Source organism: Sphingopyxis sp. EU05-FHT14B03 (genome assembly GCF_058790875.1).
The window spans coordinates 1,148,118-1,173,058 of record NZ_JBYTDC010000001.1; the positions used below are offsets into that span (position 1 = coordinate 1,148,118).

27 protein-coding genes are annotated in these 24,941 nt (G+C 67.1%); 15 read left to right on the forward strand and 12 right to left on the reverse strand.

Annotated features, from left to right (window positions below; genetic code table 11):
• Nucleotides 1-37 precede the first annotated feature (37 nt).
• Complete coding sequence (locus tag AC3WS4_RS05600) at nucleotides 38-805, reverse strand: sulfite exporter TauE/SafE family protein (RefSeq protein ID WP_056344221.1); 768 nt, start codon at nucleotides 803-805, stop codon at nucleotides 38-40.
• 128 nt (nucleotides 806-933) lie between these two features.
• Nucleotides 934-1,830 (reverse strand): LysR family transcriptional regulator, encoded by an 897-nt coding sequence (locus AC3WS4_RS05605; protein ID WP_235535570.1) that lies wholly within the window; start codon nucleotides 1,828-1,830, stop codon nucleotides 934-936.
• Between the two features lie 113 nt (nucleotides 1,831-1,943).
• Here AC3WS4_RS05605 and AC3WS4_RS05610 point away from each other — a divergent pair, with 113 nt between their 5' ends.
• The 4 genes from AC3WS4_RS05610 to AC3WS4_RS05625 all read left to right on the forward strand — a co-directional run bounded on the left by AC3WS4_RS05610 (nucleotide 1,944) and on the right by AC3WS4_RS05625 (nucleotide 4,902).
• Nucleotides 1,944-2,282, forward strand: coding sequence for a hypothetical protein (locus tag AC3WS4_RS05610; RefSeq protein WP_187139101.1), 339 nt, complete (start codon nucleotides 1,944-1,946; stop codon nucleotides 2,280-2,282).
• A gap of 168 nt (nucleotides 2,283-2,450) precedes the next feature.
• Nucleotides 2,451-2,942 carry an FKBP-type peptidyl-prolyl cis-trans isomerase gene (locus AC3WS4_RS05615; RefSeq protein ID WP_492735858.1) on the forward strand — a complete coding sequence of 164 codons (492 nt, stop codon included), beginning with the start codon at nucleotides 2,451-2,453 and terminating at the stop codon, nucleotides 2,940-2,942.
• Between the two features lie 2 nt (nucleotides 2,943-2,944).
• Nucleotides 2,945-4,036, forward strand: a complete 1,092-nt coding sequence (gene pip / locus AC3WS4_RS05620) for a prolyl aminopeptidase (RefSeq protein ID WP_492735856.1) — start codon at nucleotides 2,945-2,947, stop codon at nucleotides 4,034-4,036.
• The gene (locus AC3WS4_RS05625; RefSeq protein WP_492735854.1) at nucleotides 4,036-4,902 is read left to right on the forward strand and encodes a DUF2520 domain-containing protein; all 867 of its coding nucleotides are present in this window, start codon (nucleotides 4,036-4,038) and stop codon (nucleotides 4,900-4,902) included. The genes pip and AC3WS4_RS05625 overlap by 1 nt, the downstream gene beginning before the upstream one ends.
• Nucleotides 4,903-4,908: 6 nt before the next feature.
• Here AC3WS4_RS05625 and trmB read toward each other — a convergent pair whose 3' ends face one another.
• The 8 genes from trmB to AC3WS4_RS05665 all read right to left on the reverse strand — a co-directional run bounded on the left by trmB (nucleotide 4,909) and on the right by AC3WS4_RS05665 (nucleotide 12,954).
• Nucleotides 4,909-5,622, reverse strand: a complete 714-nt coding sequence (trmB, locus tag AC3WS4_RS05630; RefSeq protein ID WP_492735853.1) for a tRNA (guanine(46)-N(7))-methyltransferase TrmB — start codon at nucleotides 5,620-5,622, stop codon at nucleotides 4,909-4,911.
• Nucleotides 5,623-5,659: 37 nt separating this feature from the next.
• Complete coding sequence (locus AC3WS4_RS05635; RefSeq protein WP_492735851.1) at nucleotides 5,660-6,745, reverse strand: hypothetical protein; 1,086 nt, start codon at nucleotides 6,743-6,745, stop codon at nucleotides 5,660-5,662.
• Nucleotides 6,746-6,818: 73 nt separating this feature from the next.
• The gene (locus AC3WS4_RS05640) at nucleotides 6,819-7,682 is read right to left on the reverse strand and encodes an ETX/MTX2 family pore-forming toxin (RefSeq protein ID WP_056344243.1); all 864 of its coding nucleotides are present in this window, start codon (nucleotides 7,680-7,682) and stop codon (nucleotides 6,819-6,821) included.
• 147 nt (nucleotides 7,683-7,829) lie between these two features.
• On the reverse strand, nucleotides 7,830-8,804 hold the full coding sequence (locus AC3WS4_RS05645) for a hypothetical protein (RefSeq protein ID WP_492735849.1): 975 nt from the start codon (nucleotides 8,802-8,804) through the stop codon (nucleotides 7,830-7,832).
• A gap of 71 nt (nucleotides 8,805-8,875) precedes the next feature.
• Nucleotides 8,876-10,096 (reverse strand): methionine adenosyltransferase, encoded by a 1,221-nt coding sequence (metK, locus tag AC3WS4_RS05650; RefSeq protein WP_492735847.1) that lies wholly within the window; start codon nucleotides 10,094-10,096, stop codon nucleotides 8,876-8,878.
• A gap of 49 nt (nucleotides 10,097-10,145) precedes the next feature.
• Complete coding sequence (gene lnt / locus AC3WS4_RS05655; protein WP_492735845.1) at nucleotides 10,146-11,807, reverse strand: apolipoprotein N-acyltransferase; 1,662 nt, start codon at nucleotides 11,805-11,807, stop codon at nucleotides 10,146-10,148.
• Between the two features lie 33 nt (nucleotides 11,808-11,840).
• A complete protein-coding gene (locus tag AC3WS4_RS05660) occupies nucleotides 11,841-12,233 on the reverse strand; it encodes a DUF2141 domain-containing protein (protein ID WP_492735844.1) in 393 nt (130 codons plus the stop codon).
• Nucleotides 12,202-12,954 carry a sterol desaturase family protein gene (locus tag AC3WS4_RS05665; protein WP_492742658.1) on the reverse strand — a complete coding sequence of 251 codons (753 nt, stop codon included), beginning with the start codon at nucleotides 12,952-12,954 and terminating at the stop codon, nucleotides 12,202-12,204. Before AC3WS4_RS05665 ends, AC3WS4_RS05660 begins: the two co-directional genes overlap by 32 nt.
• 74 nt (nucleotides 12,955-13,028) lie before the next feature.
• Between AC3WS4_RS05665 and crtY the strand changes: the two genes are divergently transcribed.
• The 6 genes from crtY to AC3WS4_RS05695 all read left to right on the forward strand — a co-directional run bounded on the left by crtY (nucleotide 13,029) and on the right by AC3WS4_RS05695 (nucleotide 18,502).
• Nucleotides 13,029-14,183 (forward strand): lycopene beta-cyclase CrtY, encoded by a 1,155-nt coding sequence (crtY, locus tag AC3WS4_RS05670; RefSeq protein ID WP_492735840.1) that lies wholly within the window; start codon nucleotides 13,029-13,031, stop codon nucleotides 14,181-14,183.
• Nucleotides 14,180-15,658, forward strand: a complete 1,479-nt coding sequence (locus tag AC3WS4_RS05675) for a phytoene desaturase (RefSeq protein WP_492735838.1) — start codon at nucleotides 14,180-14,182, stop codon at nucleotides 15,656-15,658. The genes crtY and AC3WS4_RS05675 overlap by 4 nt, the downstream gene beginning before the upstream one ends.
• A gap of 98 nt (nucleotides 15,659-15,756) precedes the next feature.
• The gene (locus AC3WS4_RS05680; RefSeq protein ID WP_056344256.1) at nucleotides 15,757-16,338 is read left to right on the forward strand and encodes an LOG family protein; all 582 of its coding nucleotides are present in this window, start codon (nucleotides 15,757-15,759) and stop codon (nucleotides 16,336-16,338) included.
• Nucleotides 16,339-16,422: 84 nt separating this feature from the next.
• The gene (locus tag AC3WS4_RS05685; protein ID WP_492735837.1) at nucleotides 16,423-17,424 is read left to right on the forward strand and encodes a phytoene/squalene synthase family protein; all 1,002 of its coding nucleotides are present in this window, start codon (nucleotides 16,423-16,425) and stop codon (nucleotides 17,422-17,424) included.
• The gene (gene pnuC / locus AC3WS4_RS05690) at nucleotides 17,421-17,987 is read left to right on the forward strand and encodes a nicotinamide riboside transporter PnuC (RefSeq protein ID WP_492735835.1); all 567 of its coding nucleotides are present in this window, start codon (nucleotides 17,421-17,423) and stop codon (nucleotides 17,985-17,987) included. The genes AC3WS4_RS05685 and pnuC overlap by 4 nt, the downstream gene beginning before the upstream one ends.
• Nucleotides 17,984-18,502 carry an AAA family ATPase gene (locus tag AC3WS4_RS05695; RefSeq protein WP_492735833.1) on the forward strand — a complete coding sequence of 173 codons (519 nt, stop codon included), beginning with the start codon at nucleotides 17,984-17,986 and terminating at the stop codon, nucleotides 18,500-18,502. The genes pnuC and AC3WS4_RS05695 overlap by 4 nt, the downstream gene beginning before the upstream one ends.
• Before the next feature lie 159 nt (nucleotides 18,503-18,661).
• On the opposite strand, the gene AC3WS4_RS05700 is transcribed toward AC3WS4_RS05695, so the two are convergent.
• On the reverse strand, nucleotides 18,662-19,753 hold the full coding sequence (locus AC3WS4_RS05700) for a helix-turn-helix transcriptional regulator (RefSeq protein ID WP_492735831.1): 1,092 nt from the start codon (nucleotides 19,751-19,753) through the stop codon (nucleotides 18,662-18,664).
• A gap of 84 nt (nucleotides 19,754-19,837) precedes the next feature.
• Here AC3WS4_RS05700 and AC3WS4_RS05705 point away from each other — a divergent pair, with 84 nt between their 5' ends.
• From AC3WS4_RS05705 to AC3WS4_RS05725, 5 genes are read left to right on the forward strand one after another with little or no spacing between them, the layout of a single operon-like run.
• Complete coding sequence (locus AC3WS4_RS05705) at nucleotides 19,838-20,854, forward strand: alcohol dehydrogenase catalytic domain-containing protein (protein WP_492735830.1); 1,017 nt, start codon at nucleotides 19,838-19,840, stop codon at nucleotides 20,852-20,854.
• Nucleotides 20,851-22,008, forward strand: a complete 1,158-nt coding sequence (locus AC3WS4_RS05710; RefSeq protein WP_492735828.1) for a sulfotransferase family protein — start codon at nucleotides 20,851-20,853, stop codon at nucleotides 22,006-22,008. Before AC3WS4_RS05705 ends, AC3WS4_RS05710 begins: the two co-directional genes overlap by 4 nt.
• A 2-nt stretch (nucleotides 22,009-22,010) precedes the next feature.
• Nucleotides 22,011-22,490 carry a VOC family protein gene (locus tag AC3WS4_RS05715; protein ID WP_492735826.1) on the forward strand — a complete coding sequence of 160 codons (480 nt, stop codon included), beginning with the start codon at nucleotides 22,011-22,013 and terminating at the stop codon, nucleotides 22,488-22,490.
• 17 nt (nucleotides 22,491-22,507) lie between these two features.
• Nucleotides 22,508-23,692: a DUF1214 domain-containing protein gene (locus AC3WS4_RS05720; RefSeq protein ID WP_492735824.1), complete on the forward strand. Its 1,185-nt coding sequence runs from the start codon at nucleotides 22,508-22,510 to the stop codon at nucleotides 23,690-23,692.
• 13 nt (nucleotides 23,693-23,705) lie between these two features.
• On the forward strand, nucleotides 23,706-24,188 hold the full coding sequence (locus AC3WS4_RS05725; protein ID WP_492742660.1) for a VOC family protein: 483 nt from the start codon (nucleotides 23,706-23,708) through the stop codon (nucleotides 24,186-24,188).
• A gap of 1 nt (nucleotide 24,189) precedes the next feature.
• On the opposite strand, the gene AC3WS4_RS05730 is transcribed toward AC3WS4_RS05725, so the two are convergent.
• On the reverse strand, nucleotides 24,190-24,870 hold the full coding sequence (locus tag AC3WS4_RS05730) for a Crp/Fnr family transcriptional regulator (RefSeq protein WP_492735820.1): 681 nt from the start codon (nucleotides 24,868-24,870) through the stop codon (nucleotides 24,190-24,192).
• Between the last annotated feature and the right edge of the window lie 71 nt (nucleotides 24,871-24,941).

Sequence of the window (24,941 nt, forward strand, 5' to 3'; positions counted from 1 at the left end):
TAGGTGAACGTCCAAAATCGGTCGAAACCGGTCCCGCTCAGGTCAGCGACTTGTACAGCCCGAAGGCGCTTGTTGCGATCAGCACGATGCCGACCATCACCAGCATCACCTTGGGCGAGAAGCGTTTCGCCATCATCGCGCCCAGCGGCGCGGCGGCAACGCCGCCGATGATCAGGCCCAGCGTCGGGCCCAGGATTTGCTCGAAGCCGAGTTGATAGATGAAGGCGGCCGATACGGTGAGCGCGAGGAAAAATTCGACGCTGTTGACGGTGCCGACGACCTTGCGCGGTTCGCCGCCCTGGACGAGCAGGTTCGACGTCACGACCGGACCCCAGCCGCCGCCGCCCGCGGCGTCGAGAAAGCCGCCGACGACGGCGAGCGGCGCGACGATCTTGGGCTTTTCGAACTTGGGCGGATAGAGCAGGCCGCGGATCAGCAGCCACACGCCGATCAGCACCAGATAGCCGAGCACGAAGGGTTTCACGACATCGGCGTGGAGCGACGACAGCACATAGGCGCCGAGCACCCCGCCGATCATGCCGGGGATCAACAGCCGCCAGAAGAGCGGCCATTCGATGTTGCGATGGAACAGATGGCTGAGCCCCGACGCGCCGGTGGTGAAGATTTCGACGACATGGATGCGGGCCGAGGCGGTGGCGGGCGGCACGCCGAGTACCGCGACGAGCAGGGTGTTGCAGATCACGCCGAACGCCATGCCGAGCGCGCCATCGACGAGCTGCGCCGCGAACCCGATCAGGATGAAGGGAAGCAAGGCCGAGAAGTCGATGGCCGCGAAATCGATCATAATCTTATTCCAACCCTTTTAGTTGACAACCTGCTGCCGCGATTCTCGTCCTTGCGCCAGAGCAATTTTTCTCCCCCCGGTGAAGGGAATAGTTTCTACGCCATGCCGAAGCCCTGCTTTGCCGGGGTTCAGCGGCCGATGTCGTCGGGAAGATATTCGCGCGCATAGTCGATGAAGGCGCGCAGTTTCGGCATCACCTGTTTGCGGCTGGGATAATAGAGGAACAGCCCCGCGGTCGACACCGCGCGTTCGGGCAGCACGAGTTCGACCTCGCCGCGCGCGACCAGTTCCTCAAGCACGGGTTCGGCGGTCATGCCCAGCGCGATGCCGCTGCGCACCGCCATGATGATCGCGCTCTGGTCGTTGACGATCACCGGGCCGGTGACCCCGATTTCGATCTCGCGATTGCCGTCCATGAACGACCAGGGGAGCAGCCCGCCGCTGGACAGGCGCAGCCGCACGCAGCGATGGTGGCGCAGGTCGGCGGGCTCCTGCGGCCGGCCATGGCGTTCGAAATAGGCGGGCGCGCCAAAGGCGGCGAAGCGGAACGGCCCGGTCAGGCGGACCGCGATGACATCGGCGTCGAGCGATTCGCCCATCCGCACCCCGGCGTCGAAGCCCCCGGCGCTGAGATCGGCGAGCGCATCCTCGGCGTAGATTTCGAGCTCGATGTCGGGATAGGTTTCGCAAAAGCCCGCGATGATCGGTTCGAACAAGGGCTGGATCGCGCCGCGCATCAGGTTGATGCGCAACCGTCCGGCGGGCCGGTTGCCAAGGTTGCGCGCCGCTTCATAGGCGTCGGCAAGCCCGGCATAGGCGGGGGCGGCGCGTTCGAGGAACATCTCGCCCGCCTGGGTCAGCCCGACGCTGCGCGTCGTGCGCATGAACAAGGGCGCGCCGACGCGGGCCTCGAGGCCCTTGATCGTCTGGCTGATCGCCGAGGGGGAAACGCCAAGATCGGATGCCGCGGCGGAAAAGCTCCGCCTGACCGCGACACGCAGGAAAGCTTCGATCCCGTCGAGCACCCCATGGGGGATTGTTAAATCCTGCTTCAAGGCACTTGCAGATTATAGAGGATTATCTATGCGCGCAAGCGCAGCTAAAAAGGTTGCACAACGAAACGAAAGGAACCTCTCCCATGGCCATTCAGCTCTCCACCTTCCGCAGCTTCCCGACCGCCTTCACGATCGTCGCGGCTTCGGCTCTCGCCTTCACCGGCCTCGTCGCCTCCACCTCGCCCGCTTACGCCCAGTCGGCCAGCGATTATCGCTGCGCCGGTCTCGCCGATCAGGCCGCGACCGCCGCCGGCGGTGCCGAAGCCGGCAAGCAGGTCAATGCCAAGCGCTTCGTGTCGACCGGCAAGAAGCTTTGCGAAGCGGGCAACGAACGCGCCGCCGCCAAGCAGTTCCGCGCCGCGCTCAAGCTCGCCGGCGTCGCCGAACTCGAAACCGACAGCAAGATGGCGTCGGCCAACTAAGCATAAGCCACCAGGACACCAATCTCCGATCCGTCCTCTCCCTCTCCCCGACGGATCCACCAACTGGGGCGGCACCTGACACAGGGCCGCCCCGATTTGTTGGTGCGGGGGGATTGCGCGGCGGCACCGGGCGGTTATGCCGCGAACTCCAACCGGGAGTTTTCGTCCATGACCCTATCGCGCCGCCTTGCCGTCCTTGCCGCCACCAGCCTGATCGCGTTCGCCGTGCCGACCGCGGCGCAGGACGCCCCGACGCAGCAGGTCAGCACCGCCTGGCTCAACCGCCAGTCGGCGGCGCTCGCCGAACGCAATGCCGGCAACGGCTGGAACGTGATGGCGAGCGGGCTGCGCTGGCGCCGCGTCGCGGGCACCGGCGCCGGGCCGCGTCCGGGACCGAGTGACTCGGTCACCGTCCATTATGTCGGCAGCTTCGTCGACGGCAGCATCTTCGACAGCTCGGTCGCGCGCGGCGAGCCCGCGACCTTTCCGCTCAACCGCGTGATCGACGGCTGGACCGAGGGCGTCACCTATATGGCGGTGGGCGATAAGGTCGAATTCGCGATCCCCTATTATCTCGCCTATGGCGCCGGCGGCAAAGGCCCGATCCCCGGCGGTGCGACCCTGTTCTTCACCGTCGAACTGCTCGGTATCGGGGGCTGACCATGGATTTTTCGCGCCTTCAGGCGAGCAGCAAGATCGGCGACGCCTGGGTCTATCCTGCCGCCGCTCCGCTCGGCAGCGGCCTGCTCGACGTCGACAGCGACGCCGGCCACCGCCTGTACTGGGAAGACTATGGCAATCCCGACGGCGAACCGGTGATGTTCCTCCACGGCGGTCCCGGCGGCGCCTGCGCCCCCGACATGGCGCGGTTCTTCGACCCCGCGCGCTACCGTGTGATCCTGTTCGACCAGCGCGGCTGCGGCAAGAGCGAGCCGACCGTCGCCTCGGCGGGGCCCGCGGTGGCGCTGCGTCACAACACCACCGCCGACCTGATCGGCGATATCGTCAAGCTCCGCGACGCGCTGGGTATCACGGGCAAGATGCATGTCTTTGGCGGCAGCTGGGGCAGCACGCTCGCCATGGCCTATGCGATCGAGCACCCCGGCCATTGCGCCAGCCTGATCCTGCGCGGCATCTTCCTCGGCGCGGCCGAGGATCTCGACTATCTCTATCAGGGCAATGCCGCGAGCTTTCACGAGGCGCCCTATGCGCTGACCGCGCCCGGCGCCTATATCCATTATCCCGACGAATGGGCCGAGCTGCTGTCGGTGCTGACCCCCGAGGAGCGGCGCGACGTCATGGCGTCGTACAAGCGCATCTTCGACATGGTCCCCGCGACCGACGCCGAGCGCGAGAAGCAACTCGACGCCGCGGTCACCTGGTCGCTCTGGGAAGGGGTGATCTCGAATATGATCCCCGAATCGGCGGCGACGGGCAAGTTCGGCGACGCCGATTTCGCGCTATGTTTCGCGCAGATCGAGGCGCATTATTTCGCCAACAACCTGTTCATCGAACCCGGCCACCTGCTCGGCAGCGCCGATATCCTCGCGAAAATCCCGGTGCATATCGTCCATGGCCGTTTCGACCAGGTTTGCCCGCTGACGCAGGCGTCGCGCCTCGTCGCGGCGCTGCGCGGGGCGGGGGCCGAACCCGCGACCTATGTGATCACCAACGCCGGGCACAGCGCGATGGAGCGCGAGAATGCGCTGGCGCTGACCGCGATCATGGACGGGCTGCCGAAGCTGGCGGGCTGATGGCGGTTCGCTATCATCGCGTCGGCATCGCCGGGTCGGGGCGCGTGGCGCGGACCTTGGCGCTGGCGCTGGCGCCGTTCTCGGCCGAGCCGGTGCTGCTGTGGGGACGCTCGCCCGAGCGCGTGCGGGATGCCGCGGAAGTGGCCGGCGCCAGCGCGGCGGAAGCGATCGAATGGCTGACGGAGCGTTGCGACGCGATCGTCCTTGCGGTCGCCGACGATGCCTTGGCTGCGGTCGCGGCCACCTTGGCTGCGGCGCTGGCGCCGGGCCGCGACCCGTTCGTCTGCCATGTCAGCGGCGGCAGCGGCGCTGCGGTGCTGGCACCGCTGGCCGCGCGCGGCGCGCTGACCGCGGCGGTCCATCCGGCGATGACCTTCACCGGCGACCCGGTGCAGGAGGTCGAGCGCATGGCGGGTGCGCGCTTCGCGATCACCGCGCCCGATGGCGAGGCGCTGGCCGAGGCGCGGACGCTCGTCGGCCTGCTCGGCGGCGTGGCGGTCGCAATCGCCGAGGATCGCCGCGCGCTCTATCACGCCGCGCTGTCGCACGCCGCGAACCATCTGGTGACCTTGCTCGGCGGGGCATCGCACGCGTTGCGCGTCGCGGGTGCCGACGAGCCGGAGGCCTTGCTCGCGCCGCTGGTGCGGGCGGCGCTGGAGAACAGCCTGGCCAAAGGCTTCGGGGCGTTGTCGGGGCCGCTGCTGCGCGGCGATGGCGCCACGATCGCCGCGCACATCGACGCGATCATGCGCGATTGCCCGGACCTGTTGCCCGCTTATCGCGCAATGGCGCTGGCGACGCTCGCCGCGCTCGACCGATCGGGTGCGGCGCCGTCGCCCGACCTCCGCCGGATCGTCGCCGGCTAGCGAGCCTCAGCGCCGCCGGTAGCGGAAATACCACACCTCATGGCCCTGCGCGCGGGCCTTGGCCTCGTAGCGGGTTTCGGGCCAGCCGGCGGGGCGGACGAGAAAGTCCTGCGCGTCCTTCGCCAGCCATTCATATTGGTGGCGGTGGCGGCGCATCACCATCAGCGCATGTTCCAGATAGACCGGATGGTCGGTGCCGAAGCGGAACTCGCCGCCGGGCTTGAGCTTCGCCGCGATCAGGTCGAGCGGGCCGTCGTTCATCATCCGCCGCTTGGCATGGCGCGCCTTGGGCCAGGGATCGGGGTGGAGGAGATAGGCGAAACTGAGCGCCCCGTCGGGGATGCGGCGCAGCACTTCGAGCGCGTCGCCATGATGGATGCGGACATTGCCGAGCGGCAGGCCGGCGCCATGGTCGCCCGCGACATGGACGAGCGCCTGCGCAACGCCGTTGACAAAGGGTTCGGCGCCGATGAAACCATGGTCGGGCAACATGTCGGCGCGCCCCGCCATATGTTCGCCGCCGCCGAAGCCGATCTCGAAATGCAGCGGGCGGTCATAACCGAACAGCGCTTCGGCTGTGACCTCGCCCTCGAGCGGCACCGCGATCTGCGGCAGCAGCGTGTCGATCAGGTCCTGCTGGCCCGCGCGCAGCGGCTTGCCTTTCGAGCGGCCATAGAGGCGGTTGATCGTCGTCGGATCGCCGGGCTTGTAAGCAGTCATGGCGCGCGCGTTAGCGCGCCGCGGCGCCGGGCGGAAGCTATTTGATGCCGCCGCTGTTGATCTCGACGGTGCGTTCCTTGCCCCAGGTCGTCACCGTACTGGCGCGGCGATTCGCTTTGAGGATCTCGCCCGCGCGTTCGGGCGACGGCAGGCGGTCCTGCGCGATGAAATTCACGTCCTGCGCCGCGGTGTGCAGCGTCACGCTGTAATTGGGAGTCGCCTTCTTGCCCTCGATTTCGGCCATCACCGCGTTCATCGCCGACAGGCCGACCCAGAGACCATTCCCATTGTCGCCGAGCGCGAGCAGATAGCCGTCCTTGCTTTCGCCCGGACGGTAGGTCGCGACATTGGCGCTGAGCTGGCGGTCGCGGCACCATTGCACCGGGGCGGTCGATGCCGGTTCCTTCTTGATCGTATCGTCGCCCGTAGCGGCCGACATCAGCGCCGCACCCAAGATGTCGGTCAGCCCGTCGCTGCGTACATCCTTGGACTTTTTGGCGAATGTCAGCGGCGCGGCGCACGCGACGACCGGCAGGGCCGCAACGGGGGCTGCCTGTACGGGCCATTGAATCTGCGCCACCATCTTGTCGATCAGCGCGCCGAGTTCGGCGGGGGTGCGCCGCCGCGAGGTGACGCGGAATTTCGCATACCAGTCGCCAACCGGCACCAGTACGACCCCGGTGCTGGTGAAGGGCGCGCCGGCCTGCGGCGCATAGATGGCGCGCAGGCCGCTGGTCACCGTCTGACCGGGTAGGGCAATCGCGTGGGGCGGTTCGACGAGCATCGGCGCTCCGAAGGCGTCGCGCAACTCGATCGCCGATTGCGCCTGCGCGAACCAGACCGGCGCCGCGCCATTGGTGTTGCGGAAGATGTAGAGGGAAATGAAATCCTCGGCCCCCTCCGGCTCGAACGACAGGCCGACGTCGAGTTCGTCCTGCGCATAGGCCTTGGCCTTGGTCAGCGCATTGCCGCCGAGCGTCGCGGGCACGGTGATACCGCTGTGCGCGTGGGTCCAGGCCTCGCCATGGCTGATCGCCAGATCCTGCTGCGCGGCGACGGGTGCCGCCGGGACAAGCATGAGCGCGCCCGCGACAATAAGCCCCTTGATCCAACGGTTTCGCATGATGACCCTCCCCGATCTGGCAGCGACGCTGTCAGACCGGGGAGGGCAAGGCAAGTGGCATCGAAGAGGGCGATCAGGCGGCGACCAGCCCCGTCTTTCCGGGCACCGCGGTCGGCACCATCACTTTCATCATCGGGCGCGGACGCAGCGGTTGTTCCTCGGGACGGGCGTTGATGTCGATACCCTCGCTGCCGGAGAAGGTGCCCGAAATGGTGCCGACGACATCGGCGCCGTCTGCGCGGAAACCGGTCGTGTCATACAGATTGTTGGCGACCACCGCGTCGAGCACATAGCCGATCGGCACGAACCACAGGTGATGGACGTTGCTGCCGCCGTTGATGTCGATCCAGTCGTCGAACCACACCGCGACGCTGCCGCTGATCCGGCAATCGGCGGTCCAGGGGATCGTGAAATCCTGCGTGTCCATATAGGCGATGCAATGGTTCGATTTTTGCGCCGGGATCGTCACCGGGATCGATACCGACCAACTGTGCTGGGCGGTCGTCGATTGCGACTGGGTCGACGAGACCGACATCGTCAGCGATACCTTCGACGTGTCGGTGGCGACCCCCGCCACCCCGACGGTCACCGACATTTCGATGCCGAGGCTGATCGATTCGGTGATCGACATCGTATAGGTCTGCGTCGTCGAGGTGCTGGCGGCGAAGGTAATCGATTGCTGGGTGCTCGTGTCATTGTCGTACCAGATGTCCGACGCGACATAGGAGCTGGGGTTCGGGGTCGACTGCCGGACCGACAGTTGCACATCGTTCACCGTCGCGGAGCATTGGTAGCGATGATAGGAGCCGCCGTCGTCGCCGCCATCGAGCTCGCTGGCTTGGGAATAATCGAGCGCTTGGGTAAAATGGCATCCGGTGCCGTGGCTGCGCGCCACGAAACAACCCCACGCCCAAATGATATTCGGAATATCCGTCATGGTACCCCCCTCATTTCTGCAAGCAACAGGGATTCCATGGCACAATTGCCGCGCCCCCCGGATCCGGAGTCTACTGTTTGCCGGTCCGCTGGCAATTGATTCTTTTAGGGGTCGATTCGGCGCGTTTTAAGTAATGTTGCCGGTCGGTTAGCGTGTCGGCCAAGTCTCGATCGCCGCAACGCTGCGGTCGGCGGCGGCCAGATCGAGGACGTGTTGCGGTGACGGCATCCTGTCCTGCGCGACGATCGTGAAAGTTTGGCGGGCGCCCACCAGATTGGCCGAATAATAGGTCGCGCCGACGGCGCCCTGCGGCTCGACCGCGAACGCCTTGCCATTGTCGCCGGTCGCCAGCAGATAGCGGTCGCGCGCGCCGTCGGGGCGGTACACCGCCTGATTGCCGCGCACGACCTGGTCGAGGCACCAGCGCGTGCCGACCATCCGCGCCGCCGCGGTCCTCACCCCCGCGGTCAATGCGGTGTCGGGTAGCGTCGAATCGGTCGCGTCGGGGCCAAAGACCAGCTTCGGCGCGCAATCGGCGATCGGACGCACCGCGGGCGCGGTGCCGCGCGGCAATGTGAGTTCGGCCAGCACCCCCTCCATCCAGCCCGACAGGTCGGCGGGGGTCAGCGTGGCGGAGTTGGCGCGCAGCTTCACATACCAGTCGCTCACCGCGAACAGCGCGACGCCGGTGCTGCGGATGCCCTCGACCCCCACCGGCGCGAACACCGCCTTGATTCCGCTCGCGGCGCTTTGTCCGGGCGGCGTGAAGGCGACCGGCGCGACGCCGAGCGGCGGATCGGCGAGGTCGGTGCGCAGGCTGATCGCGCGCTGCGCCTGCGCGAACCAGACCGGGACCGCGCCATTGGTGTTGCGAAAGATGTAGACGGTGAGCGATTCGCGCCCGTCGTCCGACGCGAAATTCTGGCTGATGTCGAGTTCGGGCGCCGCGAAGCTGGTGGCGCGCACGCGCGGCAGTTCGTCGAGCGCGGCGGGGACGATGATTCCGCTATGTGCGTGCGTCCACGGCTTGCCCTCGGCGACCGTCAGCGGTTCCTGCGCCGCGACGGGCGCGGCGCTCAGCGCCGCGGCGACAAAAAATGCCCGATACCAGATGTCTGCCATCGCTCATCCTCCCGTCCCCGACCGATAGCTGTCAGAACGGGAGGGCGATGGCAAGCGGGCCTTGCGGCGCTTTATTCGGCGAGTGCGGCCTTCAGCTTGTCGACCAGGTCGGTGCGTTCCCAGGGGAACGTATCGCCGGTCGCGGTGCGGCCGAAATGGCCGTAAGCTGCGGTCTGCTTGTAGATCGGTTTGTTGAGGCCGAGGTGGGTGCGGATGCCCTTCGGCGTCAGGCGCACGAGCTGCGGGATCACGGCTTCGAGCTTGCCTTCGTCGACATTTCCGGTGCCGTGCAGGTCGACATAGATCGACAGCGGTTCGGCGACGCCGATCGCGTAGCTGAGCTGGATCGTGCACCGGCGCGCGAGGCCCGCGGCGACGATGTTCTTGGCGAGGTAGCGGGTGACATAGGCGGCCGAGCGGTCGACCTTGGTCGGATCCTTGCCGCTGAACGCGCCGCCGCCGTGCGGGCTGGCGCCGCCATAGGTGTCGACGATGATCTTGCGGCCGGTCAGCCCGGCGTCGCCGTCGGGGCCGCCGATCTCGAAACGGCCGGTCGGATTGATGTGATAGACGGTGTTCGCGGTGAGCAGTTCGGCAGGCAGCACGTCGGCGATGACGCCCTTCACATAGTCGCGCAGCTCGGCGTATTTCGCTTCATCGCCTTCGCCATTGTGGAAATAATAGCCCGGCGCATGCTGGGTCGACACGACGATCGCGGTCGCCTCGACCGGGCGCTCGTTGGCGTAGCGCAGCGTCACCTGACTCTTGGTGTCGGGTTCGAGGAAGGGCGCGGTGCCGGCCTTGCGGTCGGCGGCCATGCGCTCGAGGATCTTGTGGCTGTAGTCGAGCGTCGCGGGCATCAGATCGGGGGTCTCGTCCGACGCATAGCCGAACATGATGCCCTGGTCGCCGGCGCCTTCGTCCTTGTCGGCGGTCGCATCGACGCCCTGCGCGATGTGGTCCGACTGTCCGTGGAGGTTGTTCTCGAAGCGGAAGGTCTCCCAGTGGAAGCCGTCCTGCTCATAGCCGATTTCCCGGACCGTGTTGCGCACGGTGGCCTCGATCTCTTCGAGCGCGCCGGGCGCCCATTCGCCGTTCTCGAACACGCCCTTGCAGCGGATTTCGCCGGCGAGCACGACGAGCTGGGTCGTGGTCAGCGTTTCACAGGCGACGCGCGCTTCGGGGTCCTTCGACAGGAACAGGTCGACGATCGAATCGCTGATCTGGTCCGACACCTTGTCGGGGTGCCCTTCGGAAACGCTTTCGGACGTGAAGAGGAAGCTGTTGCGCATGGGAGCCTTCTTGGATCGAATATAAAGGAAGCTTTATGTGCGGGCGCTGTTAACGCCCGCGCCGCCGAAAGGCAATGGCGGCTGCGAGCAGCAGCAGCGCAAATCCGACGGGAAGTATGTTGCCATAGCGCGCGAACAGCGTCGGAGCGTGCGCCGGCGGCAGCAGCGTGTCGATCCGCCCGGCGCGGTGCATCGGGATCGAATCGCGGATGCGGCCGTCGGCGTCGATCACCGCGCTAATGCCCGTCGGGGTCGAGCGGACGACGGGCAGCCCCTCCTCGATCGCGCGGAGCCGCGCCTGTGCCAGATGCTGCGGCGGACCCCAGCCGCCGAACCAGGCGTCGTTCGACGGGTTGAAGATGAAGTCGGGGCGATGGGCGCGGTCGACGACTTGCCCTGAAAAGATGATCTCGTAGCAGATTTGCAGCCCCGCCTTGCCGAAGGCGCCGAGGTCGAGCGTGTGCGGGCCGGGGCCGGGCCAGAAATCGATATCGCCGGGCGCGAGGCGCGACAGGCCGATCGCCGACAGGATGGGCCGCATCGGCAGATATTCGCCATAGGGGACAAGGTGCGACTTGTCGTATCGCGGGCCGAGCGTGCCGTCGCCGTGCACCGTCATCACCGCGTTGCGCGCGCCGACGACGTCGCCGGTCCGGTCGAGTTCGAGCTTGAGCGCGCCGAGCAGCATGACATCGTCGGGGTTCATCAGCGCGACGAGCCGCCCGCGCGCCTCGGCGGGCGAGCGGTCGTAATAGACGAGCGGATAGCCGGTCTCGAGATAGTCGGGCACCGCGGCCTCGGGCCACAGGATCAGCCGCGGCGTGTCGTCTTCGGGCGCGGTCAGCCGCGCGAGCTTGGCGAAATTGGCGTCGGCCTTGCTGCCCTCCCACTTGTCCTCCTGCCCGACATTGGGCTGGACGACGGTAATCGGGACGGGTTTGCGCGCGGCTTGTGCCGAATCGGATAAGCCGGTCAGGCCGCCTACTTGGCCAAGATAGAAAAAGGGGACGGAGAGAATGAAGATGGCAGCAAGGCCGCCACCGAGAATCACGGTCGGAAAGGTCCCATCCCGCAAGGATGGGCCCAGCGCCTGCCACCATGCTGGCACCCATTTTATGGCCTGCACCAGAATGAATCCGGCGATCAACATGACGACCGCCGACATTCCATAAGAACCGACAAACCGGGCGGGCGACAGAAGGATCATATTCGGCGTCAAGATGGCGCTCAAGGGATTCCACGCAAAACCGGTGAAGACCCAGCTGCGCAGCCACTCGGTCAGCGTCCACAGCGCGGCAAAGGCGAGGATGAAGGACAGCGTGGGTGCGGCGCTTGTTCCGCTCCTGAACCGGGCGACCATCCACGCCCCCCACGCCGCCAGCGCCGGATAGACCGCCAGATACAGCGCCAGCAGCACCACCGCGATCCACCCGAGCCACGCCGGCATCGCCGCCTGATAGGTGAAGGCGGTCGCGATCCAGTTCAGCCCGATCGTGAAATGCCCGACCCCGAAGGCCCAGCCGATGCCAAAGGCGCGCCGCCCTTTCGGGCTACGCGCGACGAGCGCCATCCAGCCGGCGAGCGCGACCAGGGTCAGCGGCCAGAAATGGAGCGGCGCGAAACCGGTCGCCGACACGGCGCCGAGCAGCAGGGCGATCAGCTTGGGCCAGCGGTCGGCGAAAGCGGCGATGCGGGGGGATAAAGCGGTCACGCGCGCTGCTTTAGCGGCCCGCCCGCGCGCCCACTAGAGCATATATTTCATCTTGATCGTCTGCGCGGTGTCGCCGGTCACGACGAAGCTCGCCGATTTGAAGCTCGGCGCGCCGACGGTGATCGTCGGGTTGCGCGAGAAGCCGAAGCCCTCCCGGGGCAGGAAGATCGCGAGGTCCATCTTGTTGTTGCTGTTCTCGTCATGGACGACCGCGATCGCATAGGTGCCGTTGGCGGGCGCCGCGATCTTGAAATGCGCGGCGGCGCTGGTCGCCACCGCCATCCGCACCGACGCCTTGTCCTTGCTGCAATCGGGAAAGGCCTTGGAATTGGTGGTCAGGCAGACGAGGACCTGGCCCTTGCTGTTGCGCAGCCCGGTGATGCTGACATCGACCTCAGGGGGCGGCGCGCTCGCGGCGGTCAGCATCGCCAAAACGGCCAAGCCCCAGATCGGTGCCGCACGCCTTGTCCCAGAAGCGGAAATAAAGCCCATAATTCCCCCGGTAAGCGGCGTGATGCTGCTGGTGGTGGGTCGCGGTTATCAGCCAGCGCCCTGCCGGTCCATGAACAAGCGCACGCGGGAACATTTCCCAGCCCATATGATTGCCGACGCCCATCATGGTCATGATCGTGAGGACAAGGCCGAGCACCGCGACATGGATCGGGATCAGGAACACCAGCGCCGGGATGACAACCGCGCCGGTCAGCGCCTCGATCGGATGGAAGCTCATCGCCGCCCAGGCGGTCGGCGGTCGGCTGTCGTGGTGGACGGCGTGGGCGATGCGGAACAGCGCCGGGCGGTGCATCCAGCGGTGGGTCCAGTAGAACCATGTGTCGTGGATCAGCAAATAGCAAAGCAGGCTGACCGGCAGATACCAGAGCGGGAAGGCGTCGATGTCGGTATAGATACGCGTCCAGCCGTGCTCCTGCCACCCCCAGGCGACGATGCCGGCGGGAATGCCGTAGATCGCCGCGCTGGCAAGGCTCCATCCGACCTCGCGTTTCATCTGCGGTTCGAGCCCACGATAGAGGCCCGGATGTTTGATCCGCGTCGCGAGCGCGAAACCGCCGCTGCTGATCAGATAGCGCACCCCGACGATCAGCGTCATCGCGAGCGCGGAAAGCAGGATGGCGGGGGCGGCGGACATGCATTCGGGATAGCGGGTGCACGCCATGGCGCAATCGCTTTGCGCCGCTTGCCAAGCGCGGCTAGGGCTGGGGCATGGGCAAGGCAGATCTCTCGTGCGACATCGCTATCGTCGGCGGCGGGCTTGCGGGCGGGCTCGCGGCGCTCGCGCTGGCGGCGAAGCGCCCCGACCTCGACGTGCGGCTGGTCGAGCCGGGACCGGTCGGCGGCAACCATATCTGGTCCTTTTTCGACGGCGATATCGCCGAGAAGGACCGCTGGCTCGTCGCGCCGCTCGTCCGCCATTACTGGCACGGTTACGACGTGCAATTCCCGCACCATCGTCGCACATTGCGCATGGGATATAAGAGCATCCCCGGCGAGGCGCTGGCCGAGGCGATCGCGGCGGCGCTGCCCGCCGAGCGCATCATCGCCGATCGCGTCAAGCATGTCGCCGCCGACCACCTGCTGTTCGGGCGCGGCGGCCGGCTCGATGCGAAACATGTCATCGACGCGCGCGGCGCGGGCCATCTGTCGGCGCTGACCTGCGGCTGGCAGAAATTTGTCGGGCAGGTGCTGACGGTGAAGGGTGGCCACGGCCTCGCCCACCCGGTGGTGATGGACGCGCGCGTCGCGCAGCTCGACGGCTATCGCTTCGTCTACCTGCTGCCGCTGAGCGAGGAGAGCGTCTTCGTCGAGGACACCTATTACAGCGACAGCCCCGACCTCGACGCCGACCTGATCCGCGAACGGATCGGCGCCTATGCCGCCTGGCGGCAGTGGGAGGTCACCGCTGTGTCGCGCGAGGAAACGGGCGTGCTGCCGGTGGTGATCGCGGGCGAATTCGACCGTTTCTGGCCCGAGGGCGACAAGGTCGGGCGGATCGGCACCCGCGCCGGGGCGTTTCACGCGACGACCGGCTATTCGCTCCCCGATGCGGTACGCACCGCCGCGGCGCTGCCGCGGCTGGTCGACGGTGCCGACCTCGGCGCGCAGCTGCGCGCGCGCGCGGCGCGCAGCTGGCGGCGGCAGCGTTTCTATCGCCTGCTCGACGCGATGCTGTTCCGCGCCGCCGAACCCGCGCAGCGCATTCGCGTCTTCGAACGCTTCTATCGCCTGTCGCCGCGGCTGATTTCGCGTTTCTACGCCGGCCAGTCGACGCGCGGCGACAAGCTGCGCCTGCTGGCGGGCAAGCCGCCGGTGCCGGTCGCGCGCGCGCTGAGCGCGGTGCGGAAATTCGACTGGAAATGAGCCGCAGCGCGATCATCATCGGCGCCGGTTTCGGCGGCCTCGCGCTCGCGATCCGCTTGCAGTCGGCGGGGGTGGCAACGACGGTGGTCGAGGCGCGCGACAAGCCCGGCGGGCGGGCGTATCACTGGACGCGCGACGGTTTCACCTTCGATGCCGGGCCGACCGTGATCACCGATCCGCCGTGCCTGCACGAATTATGGGCGCTCAGCGGACAGCATATGGCGGCCGATGTCGACCTCGTCCCTGTCATGCCCTTCTATCGCCTCAACTGGCCCGACGGCACCAACTTCGATTATTCGAACGACGAGGCGGCGCTGGCGGCCGAGATCGCGAAGCTCAATCCGGCCGATGTCGCGGGCTATGAGAAATTCCTGACCTATTCGAAGGGGGTCTATGAACAGGGCTATGTGAAGCTCGGTTCGGTCGCCTTCCTTGACTTCGCCTCGATGATCAAGGCCGCGCCGGCGCTGATGAAATATCAGGCCTGGCGCAGCGTCTATTCGATCGTCTCCTCTTATGTGCAGGACGAACGGCTGCGGCAGGCGCTGTCGTTCCACACGCTGCTCGTCGGTGGCAATCCGATGACGACCAGCTCGATCTATGCGCTGATCCACACGATCGAGAAGGACGGCGGGGTCTGGTTCGCCCGCGGCGGCACCAATGCGCTGGTCGGCGGCATGGTGGCGCTGTTCGAACGGCTTGGCGGAAGCTTGCGGCTTGGCGATCCGGTGGCGCGCATCGAAACGCAGGGCGACCGCGCAACCGGCGTGACGACCGCGAGCGGCTGGCACGGCGCCGCCGATATGGTCGCGACCAACGGCGATTTGATGCACAGCTATCGCGACCTGCTCGCGGATCACAAACGCGGACCCAAGGTCGCCCGGTCGCTCGCGCGCAAACGCTGGTCGCCGTCGCTGTTCGTCGTCCATTTCGGGGTGAAGGGCGACTATCCCGGCATCGCGCACCACAGCATCCTCTTTGGTCCGCGCTACAAGGGGCTGCTCGACGACATCTACAAAAACGGCGTCGTGCCGGGTGACTTCTCGCTCTATCTCCATCATCCGAGCGCGACCGACGCGAGCATGGCACCGCCGGGCCACGCCGGATTCTACGCCCTCGCCCCCGTCGCGCATCTCGGCAAGTCGAAAGCCGACTGGGACGGTGCGTTCGGGCAGCAATTCGCCGATGCGATATTGGACGAGGTCGAGGCGCGCGTGCTGCCGGGCCTGCGCGCCAACCTCGTCACAAGTTTCCATTACACCCCCGCCGATTTCGGCCGCGATCTGTCGGCGCATCTGGGCAGTGCGTTCAGCCTCGAGCCCGTGTTGTGGCAGAGCGCCTGGTTCCGCGCCCACAACCGCGACGATGCGATATCGAATCTTTACTTCGTCGGCGCGGGGACGCATCCGGGCGCAGGTATTCCGGGGGTCGTCGGCAGCGCCAAGGCGACTGCCCAATTGATGTTGGACTTATAACTCCGTTCGCATCGAGCGAAGTCGAGATGCCCATCCCGCTCGGCGCCAAGTCGATGGGTGTCTCGACTTCGCTCGACACCAACGGGTAAAGGGAATTTATGAAACGCCTTGCCGTCTATTGTGGCTCCGCCACCCCCGCCGACCCGATCTATATCGACACCGCGCGCCATGTCGGCCGCACCCTCGCCGAGAAGGGCATCGGCGTCGTCTATGGCGGCGGCCGGCTCGGGCTGATGGGCGCGGTCGCCGACAGCGCACTCGAAGCCGGCGGTGAGGTGATCGGGGTGATCCCCGATGCGCTCGTCGGCAGCGAGGTCGCGCACCGCGGCTGTACCGAATTGCACGTGGTGTCGGGCATGCACGAACGCAAGAAGATGTTTACCGACCTCAGCGACGGGTTCCTCACCATCCCCGGCGGGGTCGGCACGATGGACGAATTGTGGGAGGCGATCAGCTGGGCGCAGCTCGGCTATCATGCCAAGCCCGTCGGGCTGCTCAACGCCGCGGGCTTCTACAACGATCTGATCGCGTTCAACCGGCATATGATCGAGGTCGGTTTCATCCGGCCCGCGCATGCGGGGATCATGGTCGTCGATGCCAGCCTCGACCCCCTGCTCGACAAGATGGCGGCCTATGAGCCGCATGCGCCGATCTTCGCGATGAAGGCGGATGATTTGTGAGAGCAGGGCGACGCGCCATTCTCTCCCCTCCCGCTTGCGGGAGGGGGCGGGGGAGGGCCTGTCTCTTTCCCAACGGCTTTAAACATGCCCTCCCCTAACCCCTCCCGCCTGCGGGAGGGGGATTCTCGCTACGACCCCCAAACCCTCCACGGTTTCGCGCACGACAGCATCGCGCGGGGATCGAAAAGCTTCGCGCTCGCGAGCCAGTTGTTCGACCGCGAAACCCGCGAGCGGGTGTGGCTGCTCTACGCCTGGTGCCGCGCCGCCGACGACCTGACCGACGGGCAGGACCATGGCGGCGCGATGACCGCGGGCCACGATGCCAAGGCGGCGGTGGCGCGGATCCGCGACCTGACCGATCGGGCCTATGCGGGGCAGCCGACCGGCGACCCCGCCTTCGACGGCCTCGGCTACCTGCTCACCGAAGTCGATATCCCGCGCGCCGTCATCGACGACATCATCGCCGGTTTCGATCTCGACGCCGCCGACTGGCGCCCGCGCAGCGAACAGGATCTGCTGCGCTATAGCTATCATGTCGCGGGCGCGGTCGGCGTGGCGATGGCGCTGGTGATGGGGATCGACCCCGCCGACGCGACGACGCTCGACCGCGCGTCGGACCTCGGCATCGCCTTTCAGCTCGCCAATATCGCGCGCGACGTCGCCGAGGATGCCGCCGCCGACCGCTGTTACCTGCCGGTCGAATGGATGGTCGAACTCGACATCCCGCCGGGCCAGCATATGCACCCCGCCTTTCGCGCGCGGCTGTCGGTGATGGCGAAATGGCTGTCCGAAATGGCCGAGGAATATGAAGCGTCGGCGCGCTGGGGGGCGCGCAAATTGCCGCCGCGCAGCCGCTGGGCGGTGCTCGCCGCCGCCGGCATTTACGGCGACATCGCGCGCGAGGTTCGCGCGCGCGGCGACCATGCCTGGGACCACCGCGCCGGCACCTCGATCGTCGCCAAGCTGGGCTGGGTCGCGCGCGCCGGATGGTCGGTGCTGCGCCGCCCGCCGCAGCGGCGGATCAGCCGCGACGGGCTGTGGACGCGGCCCCGCGCGGATACGGCGCGCGCGGAGGCGTCCGCGTGAGCCAGCTCGAATGGCTGGCCGCCGCGCTGGTCCTGATCAACGTCGCGCTCGTCGCGCTGCGCAGCGTGTGGAACTACCCCTTCGCGCTCGTCGCGGTCAGCGTCTATGCGGTCGTCTTTCACGACGCGCGGCTCTACAGCGACATGGCGCTGCAGGGGTTTTTCTTCGCGCTCAACCTCTATGGCTGGGCGGCGTGGATGCGCGCCCGCGAAGACCGCGGCGTGCCCGTCGGCTGGATGACCGACCGCGCGCGGATGGCCTGGGGCGTCGCCACGATCATCGCCTGGATCGTGTGGAGTTCGCTGATGCACCGCTACACCGACGCGGTCGCGCCGTGGATCGACGGGGCGATCGCGATGCTCAGCATCACCGCGCAATGGCTGCTTGCGCGGCGGCGCGTCGAAAGCTGGTGGCTGTGGATCCTCGTCGACCTGATCGCGGTGCCGCTTTTCGCCTGGCGCGGGCTGTACGCGACGAGCATCGTTTATGTCATTCTCCTCGGCCTCTCGATCGACGGGCTGATCCAGTGGCGCCGCGCCGCGGCGCAGGAGGCGCCGGCATGACGCGCCACATCTGCTTGCACGGCGCCGAAAGCACCGGCAAATCGACGCTCGCACCGCGCCTTGCCCGGGCGCTCGGCGGGGTCGTCGTGCCCGAATATGGCCGCGCTTATTGCGAGGCGAACGGCACCGATCTCGACGCCGCCGATCTGCTCGCGATCTTCGACGGCCATGTCGCGGCGACGCAGGCGGCGCTGGCGACCGGCCCGGCGTGGCTGATTTCCGACACCGATCCGTTGATGACGCAGGCGTGGGCGGTGATGCTGCTCGGCGAGCGGCTGCCGGCGATCGACGCCTGGACCGACGTCGCCGACCTCTATCTCGTCCCCGCGATGGACCTGCCGTGGGAAGAGGACGGCACGCGGCTGTTCGGCAGCGAACCGGCGCGAATGCAGTTCATGGACGTCGCGCTCGCCGAACTCAAGCGGCGCAAGTTGCGCTGGGCGTGGGTCGAGGGCGAAGGCGATACGCGACTGCAGAGCGCGTTGACGGCGATAGCGACGGCGGATTTGCCTTAACAACATCGAGATGGCGCGAATGCCGACTTTAACATGATCGCCAAAAAAAGGGCCGATCCCTGCGGATCGGCCCATTGGAGTTGCCCTGATTGGAGATTCAGATGAACCTACAATCATCTAACTAATATTACTCTATCTGCTTGGCAAGCCCCTTTTCGATCAGTCGAGCATCGCGACGCTGGTCAGGATGCGCTGGATCAATTCGCCCTGCCGCGCGGTGCCGGTGCGGGCGTAAATATCCTTCGAATAGGTCCGCGCCGTCTGTTCGGTGATGCCGATCTCGGCCGCCGATTCGGCCAATGTGCGGCCGTTCGCCAGCAGCATCGCCAGCCGCGCCTGTGTGTCGCTGAGTCCGAACAGCGCGGCGACATGCGCCGAAATGTCGCGTCGCGACGGGCGGCGGCCGGACAGGTAGAGCATCATGCAAACCCCGCGCGGCCCCGCGTCGGCGCGCGAGGCGAGCGGGACGAGCAACAGGTCGACCCCGTCGGCGTCGCCCAGATGGATCGCCTCCGCCTCGGTCGATTCCATCACCGCCGCGATGCGTTGCGACAGGTCGACATTGCGCTGCACCGCGTGCGGCCGATCGTCATGGATCGCGAGGACGCCGGCCTCGTCGACCCAGCGCCGCGCGGCGTCGTCGACCGCCACGATGCGCCCCGCCGAATCGAGCGTGATGACCCCAAAGGACAAAAGGTCCGCTGCGCGGCGATACATTTGCGTCTCGATCGAACGGCTCAGCAGCGCCGAATAACAGGCGAGCGCCGGCACCAGCGCACGCGCGAGCCGTTCGCACAGCGCCCGGTCGGCCGCTCCGAACGCCGGCTCATCGGCGCTGCGCGTCACCGTGACCCAGATGTTGCAACCGCTCGGTTCGACGACCCGGAAGATCAGAAAATGCTCGAAATCGGCGGCACGCAGAAAATCCTCGCGAAACGCATCCTGCGCGATGGCGGCGACGCCCTCGAGTTCGTCATAGGCATAGACCCGCCCCGGCTGCATCGCGAAATAGGGGATGGGGTCGCGGCTGGCGAAGCTTTCGCGATACCGGGTCCACAGCCATTCGGGCGGCGCGAGCGCGTCGCGCACCTCGATGCCGCCGGCGGGATCGGCGTCGGCGCGGCGGAAGATCAAATTGGCGAAATTGCCGCCGATTTGTTTGCGCAGCCGCCGCACGAAATCCGTCCAGGGCGGCGCCTCGAGCGGCCCGGCCTGGATCGACAGCAACAAGGCCTCCAGTGACTCGTCCAAAATCCTCTCCGCCTCCCATTTGGGAATGTCGCTTGCCGATCAAGGCCACTCATATAGCCGAAAGAATGGACTCGGGAGAATGAAATGAAAGCGGCGCTGTTCAAGGCGGTGGGCGAACCACTGAGCATCGAGGATATCCCCGACCCCGAACCCGGCGAAGGCGAGGCGGTGATCCGGGTCGCGCGCTGCGGCGTGTGCGGCACCGACCTCCATTCGACGAGCGGCCATGGCTATACCCTGCCCGCCGGTGCGCAACTCGGTCATGAATATGCCGGGGAGGTCGTCGCCGTCGGCCGCGGCGTCGAACGGCTGCGGATTGGCGACCGGGTCGCGGCGCTGCCCGTCGTCGGATGCGGCGAATGCGACGCTTGCCGTACCGGCATCGACGTGCTCTGTTCGCGCTGGAAAGGCTTTGGCGGCGGGCTTGCCGACTATGCGCGGATCAGCGAGCGCGGTGCGACGATCCTGCCCCGGACGATGACGCTCGCCGACGGGGCACTGGTCGAACCCTTTGCGGTCGGACGCCGCGCGGTGCGGCTCGCCGCCCCCAAGGCCGACGATCGCGTGCTGATCATCGGTCCGGGGCCGATCGGCCTCGCGGTGCTGTTCTGGCTGCGCCGCGCGGGGGTGCGATCGGTGGCGCTGCTCGCGAGCAGCGACCGGCGCCGGGCGCTCGCCGAAGCGATGGGTGCCGAGCGGTTCATCCTCGAAGGCGACACCGCGCCGCAGGACATCGCCGCCGCACTCGGCGGCAAGCCCGACATCGTCTTCGAATGCGCCGGGGTGCCGGGAACGATCGCCCGCGCGATCGCGCTCGTCCGACCGCAAGGCCGCATCGTCTCGCTCGGTTTCTGCATGGTACCCGACCAGTTCGTGCCGGGCATGGCGCTGATGAAGGACGTCAACCTGCGCTTCTCGCTGATCTACACGCGCGAGGATTATGCCGAATGCGCCGCGGCGCTCGATGCCGACGGCGACCGCGCGCGGGCGATGGTGACCGAGACGGTGGCGCTCGCCGGCGTCCCCGCCGCCTTCGAACGCCTGCGCGCCGGGACCGGCGGCGGCGGCAAGCTCCTCATCGATCCGTGGCTTGGCCGATGACGCGCTGGAAAGACCGCTTCGACGCGCTGCACGAGGGCGCGGCGACCGCGACGGGATATGATGATTTCGGCGACACGGCCTATCATGACGCCATGCGTGTCCTGCTCGACGCGATCGACGAACATCCGCCCGCGGGTCCCGCGACCGAAGCCTCCGCGACCGGGGTGATTACCGGAGCGCTCACCGGCCGGCTGGTGACGCAGGCGGGCTGGGCAGCGAATCCGGCCTATGCCGCCGAGCCGATCGAGCGGCCGTTGATCGTCATCGGCCTGCCGCGTACCGGGACGACCGCGCTGCACCAGCTGCTCAGCATGGACCCGCAATTTCAGGGTTTCGAGCGCTGGCTGACGGGCAACCCGATGGTTCGCCCCCCGCGCGCTGAATGGGACGCGCATCCCGCCTATCGGGCCAGCGTCGCGCGCATCGCCGCGATGCGTGCGATGGCCCCAAAGATCATGGCCGCCCACTCGACCGAAGCCGGCGAGGTCGACGAATGCCTGATGCCGATGGCGCAAAGCTTTGTCTGCAACTGGTTCGCCTCCAACATCGACGCGCCCGCCTATGACGCCTGGTTCCGCGCCGCCGACGAGACCCCTTCCTTTCTGCGCTACAAGGAGGTGCTGAAGCTGGTCGGGCTCGGCGACCGGCGGCGCTGGCTGCTCAAGAATCCCAGCCATGTCTTTGGCATCGACGCGCTGTTGGCGGCCTTTCCCGACGCCTGCATCGTCCAGACGCACCGCCACCCCGCAGCGTCGATCGCCTCTTTGATGAGCCTGCTCGGCGGCATTCGCGACCTGATGACCGATACCCCGGTCGATCGCGATCGCCTGCTCGCCCGCGAGGCGAGCTTCTGGGCGGAGGGCGCCCGGCGCAGCATGGCCGCCGCGGACCGCGCGCCCGACCGCTTCATCCACATTCGGCAGGAAGACATCCGGAACGATCCGATGGACGTCGTCCGGCGCATCTATGGCAAGTTCGGCCTTCCGCTGTCGCCCGACGCCGAGACCCGCTTTCGCGGCTGGGCCACCGCCAACCCGCCCGAAGCCCGTTCGACGCACCGCTACACCCCGGTCGAGTCGAGCGCCGTGACCCCGCTGTTTACCGATTACATCGCGCGCTTCGACCTGAAGCACCCCCCCGCCGCAGGAGCCTGACCGTGACCGTCCTTTTCCAGAAACATTTCCAGATCGCCTATGTCGTCCGCAATCTGGAGGCCGCGCGCGCGCGCTTTGCCCGCGACTTCGGGATCGCCGAGTGGGACGTCATGGACATGGCGGCGCTGCTCGGCCCGGGGCACGGCACGCGCTTCATCGGCAATGCCTATGCCGGCGACGTGATGATCGAGCTGATCGAGCCCGACCCCGATGCCGAGACCCTCTTTCGCGACTGGATTCCCGAGGCGAAGGACGGCAGCCGCCTCCATCACCTCGGCTTCCTTGTCTTCAACGACGAGGCATATCGCTCGGCGATTGCGCAGATGGACGCTGCGGGCTTCCCGGCCGCGCACAGCGGCAGTTTTGGCGACAATCTCGACTTTCACTACGCCGACACGACCGCGCAGCTCGGCCATTATTACGAGCTGATCAACCTGAAACCGGCGGGCGAGCAATTCTTCGCGCGCATTCCGCGCAATTGACCGGGAGGAAGAACGCCATGACGACCGGACCCGCCGTCCCGATGGAATGGGCACGTTTCATCGACCTGATTTCCGGCATCGATCGCAGCCTTCAGCATATGATCGACCCCAGCGATCCCTGGCTGAAGCAGGAGGCGATCCAGCAGATGGCGATGAGCCTGTCGCAGGGCTATGCGCCGATCATGGCGCAGGACGCGCGCGTCCCGGGGTTCTACAGCTTCCTCAATCCGGTGATCAAATCGGCGGCGCCCAATCCCGACTATATGTATCGATCGACCTTCGTTGAGGGCCATGGCCGCTATCGCCTGTCGGGCTGGCGCGGAACGACCTTGTTCGTCCATATCGGCATCGGGTCGGGCTATATCGGGGTCGACGACACGCCGGGGCCGTCGGTCGGGCATGTCGACGCCGACACGCTGACGCTCGACGAGGAGGGCCGCTTCTCGGTGATCCTCAGCGCCGAGCGCCCCGCGAACTATGACGGCGACTGGTACGAACTGCCGGCGAACGCGCGCACGATCGGCATTCGCGAGGCGAGCTATGACTGGGAGAATGAGGTCGATAGCCGCATCGCGATCGAGCGGCTCGACGATGCCGGCGGCTTCAGCCGCCCGACGATCGACGAGGTCGCGTACCGAATGGAACGGCTCGCGGGGTTTCCCGAACGCTATGCCCAGTTGTTCGTCCACTTCGTCAAGACGCTGAGCCAGCATCCGGTGAACAGCGTCGTCCTCAACACATGGTCCGACATCGGCGGCCTCGCCGAGCAGACCTATTATGAGGGATTGTTCGAATTTTCCGCAGGCGAGGCGCTAATCCTCGAAACCGAAGTGCCCGACCAGGTGCGCTATTGGTCGGTCCTCCTCGCCGATCAGCTGTTCAACACCATCGACTGGGACAAATGCCAGTCGAGCCTCAACGGCTTTCAGGCGCAGCGCGACACCGACGGGCTGTTCCGCGCGGTCATATCGGTCGACGATCCCGGGGTTCCCAACTGGCTCGACACCGCGGGCCGGTACAAGGGCGTCGTGCAGGGCCGCTGGTATCAGGCGAGTTCGGCACCGACGCCGCGGCTGAAACGCGTCAAGCTGGCCGAGCTGCGCAATCACCTGCCCGCCGACACCCCGCATATCGACCATGAAGCGCGCCGCGAATGCCTGCGCGCCCGCTTCCGCGGCGCGCAATGGCGGCGCAAGTGGTGACGGCGGCAAAAAGGTGATCGCGCGCCTGCCCGCCGCGCTCGACATCTATCAGATCGGGGTGGTCGTCGCCGACCTCGACGCGGGCATGGCGCGCTATGGCGCATTGCTCGGCCTGTCGAACTGGAAGCGTATGGATACCGACTATGTCGGACGCTATCGCGACTGGCAGGGCCGGATCGCCAACCGCAACGCCTTCGCGCCGTGGGGGGCGATCCATCTGGAGATGATCGAGCCCGGCGTCGGCGACGGCAATGCGAAGGAATGGCTGCGCACGCGCGGCGAAGGCATTTTTCATGTCGGTGTCGCGACCGACGATGTTCGCGACCGCCCGCTCGAAGCGGACGTGATATTCGAGGTGCTGTCGCAGCGGCAACCCGACGGAAGCACCGCGATCGTCCATCTCGACACCGTCGCCGCGCTCGGCTTCTTCGTCGAATTGACCTGGCGCCCGATGGCACAGCGGCTCGATGACTGGGTGCGATCGGCGATCGACTAGCTCAGCCCAGCTCCTCCCGATCGGCCAGCGCGAGAAGGCCCGCGCGGTCGCCGATTGTGACGCCGCCATAGCCCGTCGAGATTAGCCCGCGGTCCGCGAGCAGGCGCAGCAGCCCGTTCATATGCTGGCGCGACACCCCGACGATCCGCGCCAGATCGTCCTGCGTCGCGCGGAGCGGACGATCGGGTGCGCTGCTGGCGCCACCAGCCAGAAAGACCGCGAGCCGGGCGAGCGCCGGCAGCGCGCGGACACGCCCCGCCTCGCGCATGCCGAGCCGGTGGTGCGCGCAGTTGAGCAGCGCCAAGCCGCGCCACAGGTCGGGCATCGCTGCCGTCAGCTCGGCGATCGCGGCCATCGGCACCGTCAACAGGCGCACCGCGCCCGCCGCGATCGCGTCGTGCGGCCGCTCCTTGCCGTCGATCACCGAAAGCTCGCCGAACCAGCGGCCGGGCTTGACGATCATGTTGACCAGTTCCTGCCCCGCCGCCGGATAGCTGACCAGCCGCACCTGACCCTCGACCACGACATGCAATCCGTTCGGCGGGTCGCCGATGCGATAGATGTGGACGCCATCGCGCAAGTCGTGCGCCCGCGCCCGCGCCTGCAACCCGTGGCGCTGCTCGGCCGGCAGGCCCCCGAACCAGCTGTCGGCGGCAAGAATGTCGGCCAGATCGGATGCCATGTCGCGACGCTGGATCGCGCGCCACAGATTGTCAACAAGGCGACATTTTTCTTCGCGGCGCGTTGCTATCG

Coding starts and splice junctions, on each gene's coding strand:
- AC3WS4_RS05640 (WP_056344243.1), bottom strand. CDS start 7,682: ATGACGGATATTCCGAATATCATTTGGGCGTGGGGTTGTTTCGTGGCG.
- AC3WS4_RS05600 (WP_056344221.1), bottom strand. CDS start 805: ATGATCGATTTCGCGGCCATCGACTTCTCGGCCTTGCTTCCCTTCATC.
- AC3WS4_RS05675 (WP_492735838.1), top strand. CDS start 14,180: ATGAGCCGCAGCGCGATCATCATCGGCGCCGGTTTCGGCGGCCTCGCG.
- AC3WS4_RS05635 (WP_492735851.1), bottom strand. CDS start 6,745: ATGCGAAACCGTTGGATCAAGGGGCTTATTGTCGCGGGCGCGCTCATG.
- AC3WS4_RS05625 (WP_492735854.1), top strand. CDS start 4,036: ATGGCGGTTCGCTATCATCGCGTCGGCATCGCCGGGTCGGGGCGCGTG.
- AC3WS4_RS05720 (WP_492735824.1), top strand. CDS start 22,508: ATGACGACCGGACCCGCCGTCCCGATGGAATGGGCACGTTTCATCGAC.
- AC3WS4_RS05685 (WP_492735837.1), top strand. CDS start 16,423: ATGCCCTCCCCTAACCCCTCCCGCCTGCGGGAGGGGGATTCTCGCTAC.
- AC3WS4_RS05680 (WP_056344256.1), top strand. CDS start 15,757: ATGAAACGCCTTGCCGTCTATTGTGGCTCCGCCACCCCCGCCGACCCG.
- AC3WS4_RS05730 (WP_492735820.1), bottom strand. CDS start 24,870: ATGGCATCCGATCTGGCCGACATTCTTGCCGCCGACAGCTGGTTCGGG.
- AC3WS4_RS05705 (WP_492735830.1), top strand. CDS start 19,838: ATGAAAGCGGCGCTGTTCAAGGCGGTGGGCGAACCACTGAGCATCGAG.
- crtY (WP_492735840.1), top strand. CDS start 13,029: ATGGGCAAGGCAGATCTCTCGTGCGACATCGCTATCGTCGGCGGCGGG.
- trmB (WP_492735853.1), bottom strand. CDS start 5,622: ATGACTGCTTACAAGCCCGGCGATCCGACGACGATCAACCGCCTCTAT.
- metK (WP_492735847.1), bottom strand. CDS start 10,096: ATGCGCAACAGCTTCCTCTTCACGTCCGAAAGCGTTTCCGAAGGGCAC.
- AC3WS4_RS05660 (WP_492735844.1), bottom strand. CDS start 12,233: ATGCTGACCGCCGCGAGCGCGCCGCCCCCTGAGGTCGATGTCAGCATC.
- AC3WS4_RS05610 (WP_187139101.1), top strand. CDS start 1,944: ATGGCCATTCAGCTCTCCACCTTCCGCAGCTTCCCGACCGCCTTCACG.
- AC3WS4_RS05645 (WP_492735849.1), bottom strand. CDS start 8,804: ATGGCAGACATCTGGTATCGGGCATTTTTTGTCGCCGCGGCGCTGAGC.
- AC3WS4_RS05710 (WP_492735828.1), top strand. CDS start 20,851: ATGACGCGCTGGAAAGACCGCTTCGACGCGCTGCACGAGGGCGCGGCG.
- AC3WS4_RS05665 (WP_492742658.1), bottom strand. CDS start 12,954: ATGTCCGCCGCCCCCGCCATCCTGCTTTCCGCGCTCGCGATGACGCTG.
- AC3WS4_RS05615 (WP_492735858.1), top strand. CDS start 2,451: ATGACCCTATCGCGCCGCCTTGCCGTCCTTGCCGCCACCAGCCTGATC.
- AC3WS4_RS05695 (WP_492735833.1), top strand. CDS start 17,984: ATGACGCGCCACATCTGCTTGCACGGCGCCGAAAGCACCGGCAAATCG.
- pip (WP_492735856.1), top strand. CDS start 2,945: ATGGATTTTTCGCGCCTTCAGGCGAGCAGCAAGATCGGCGACGCCTGG.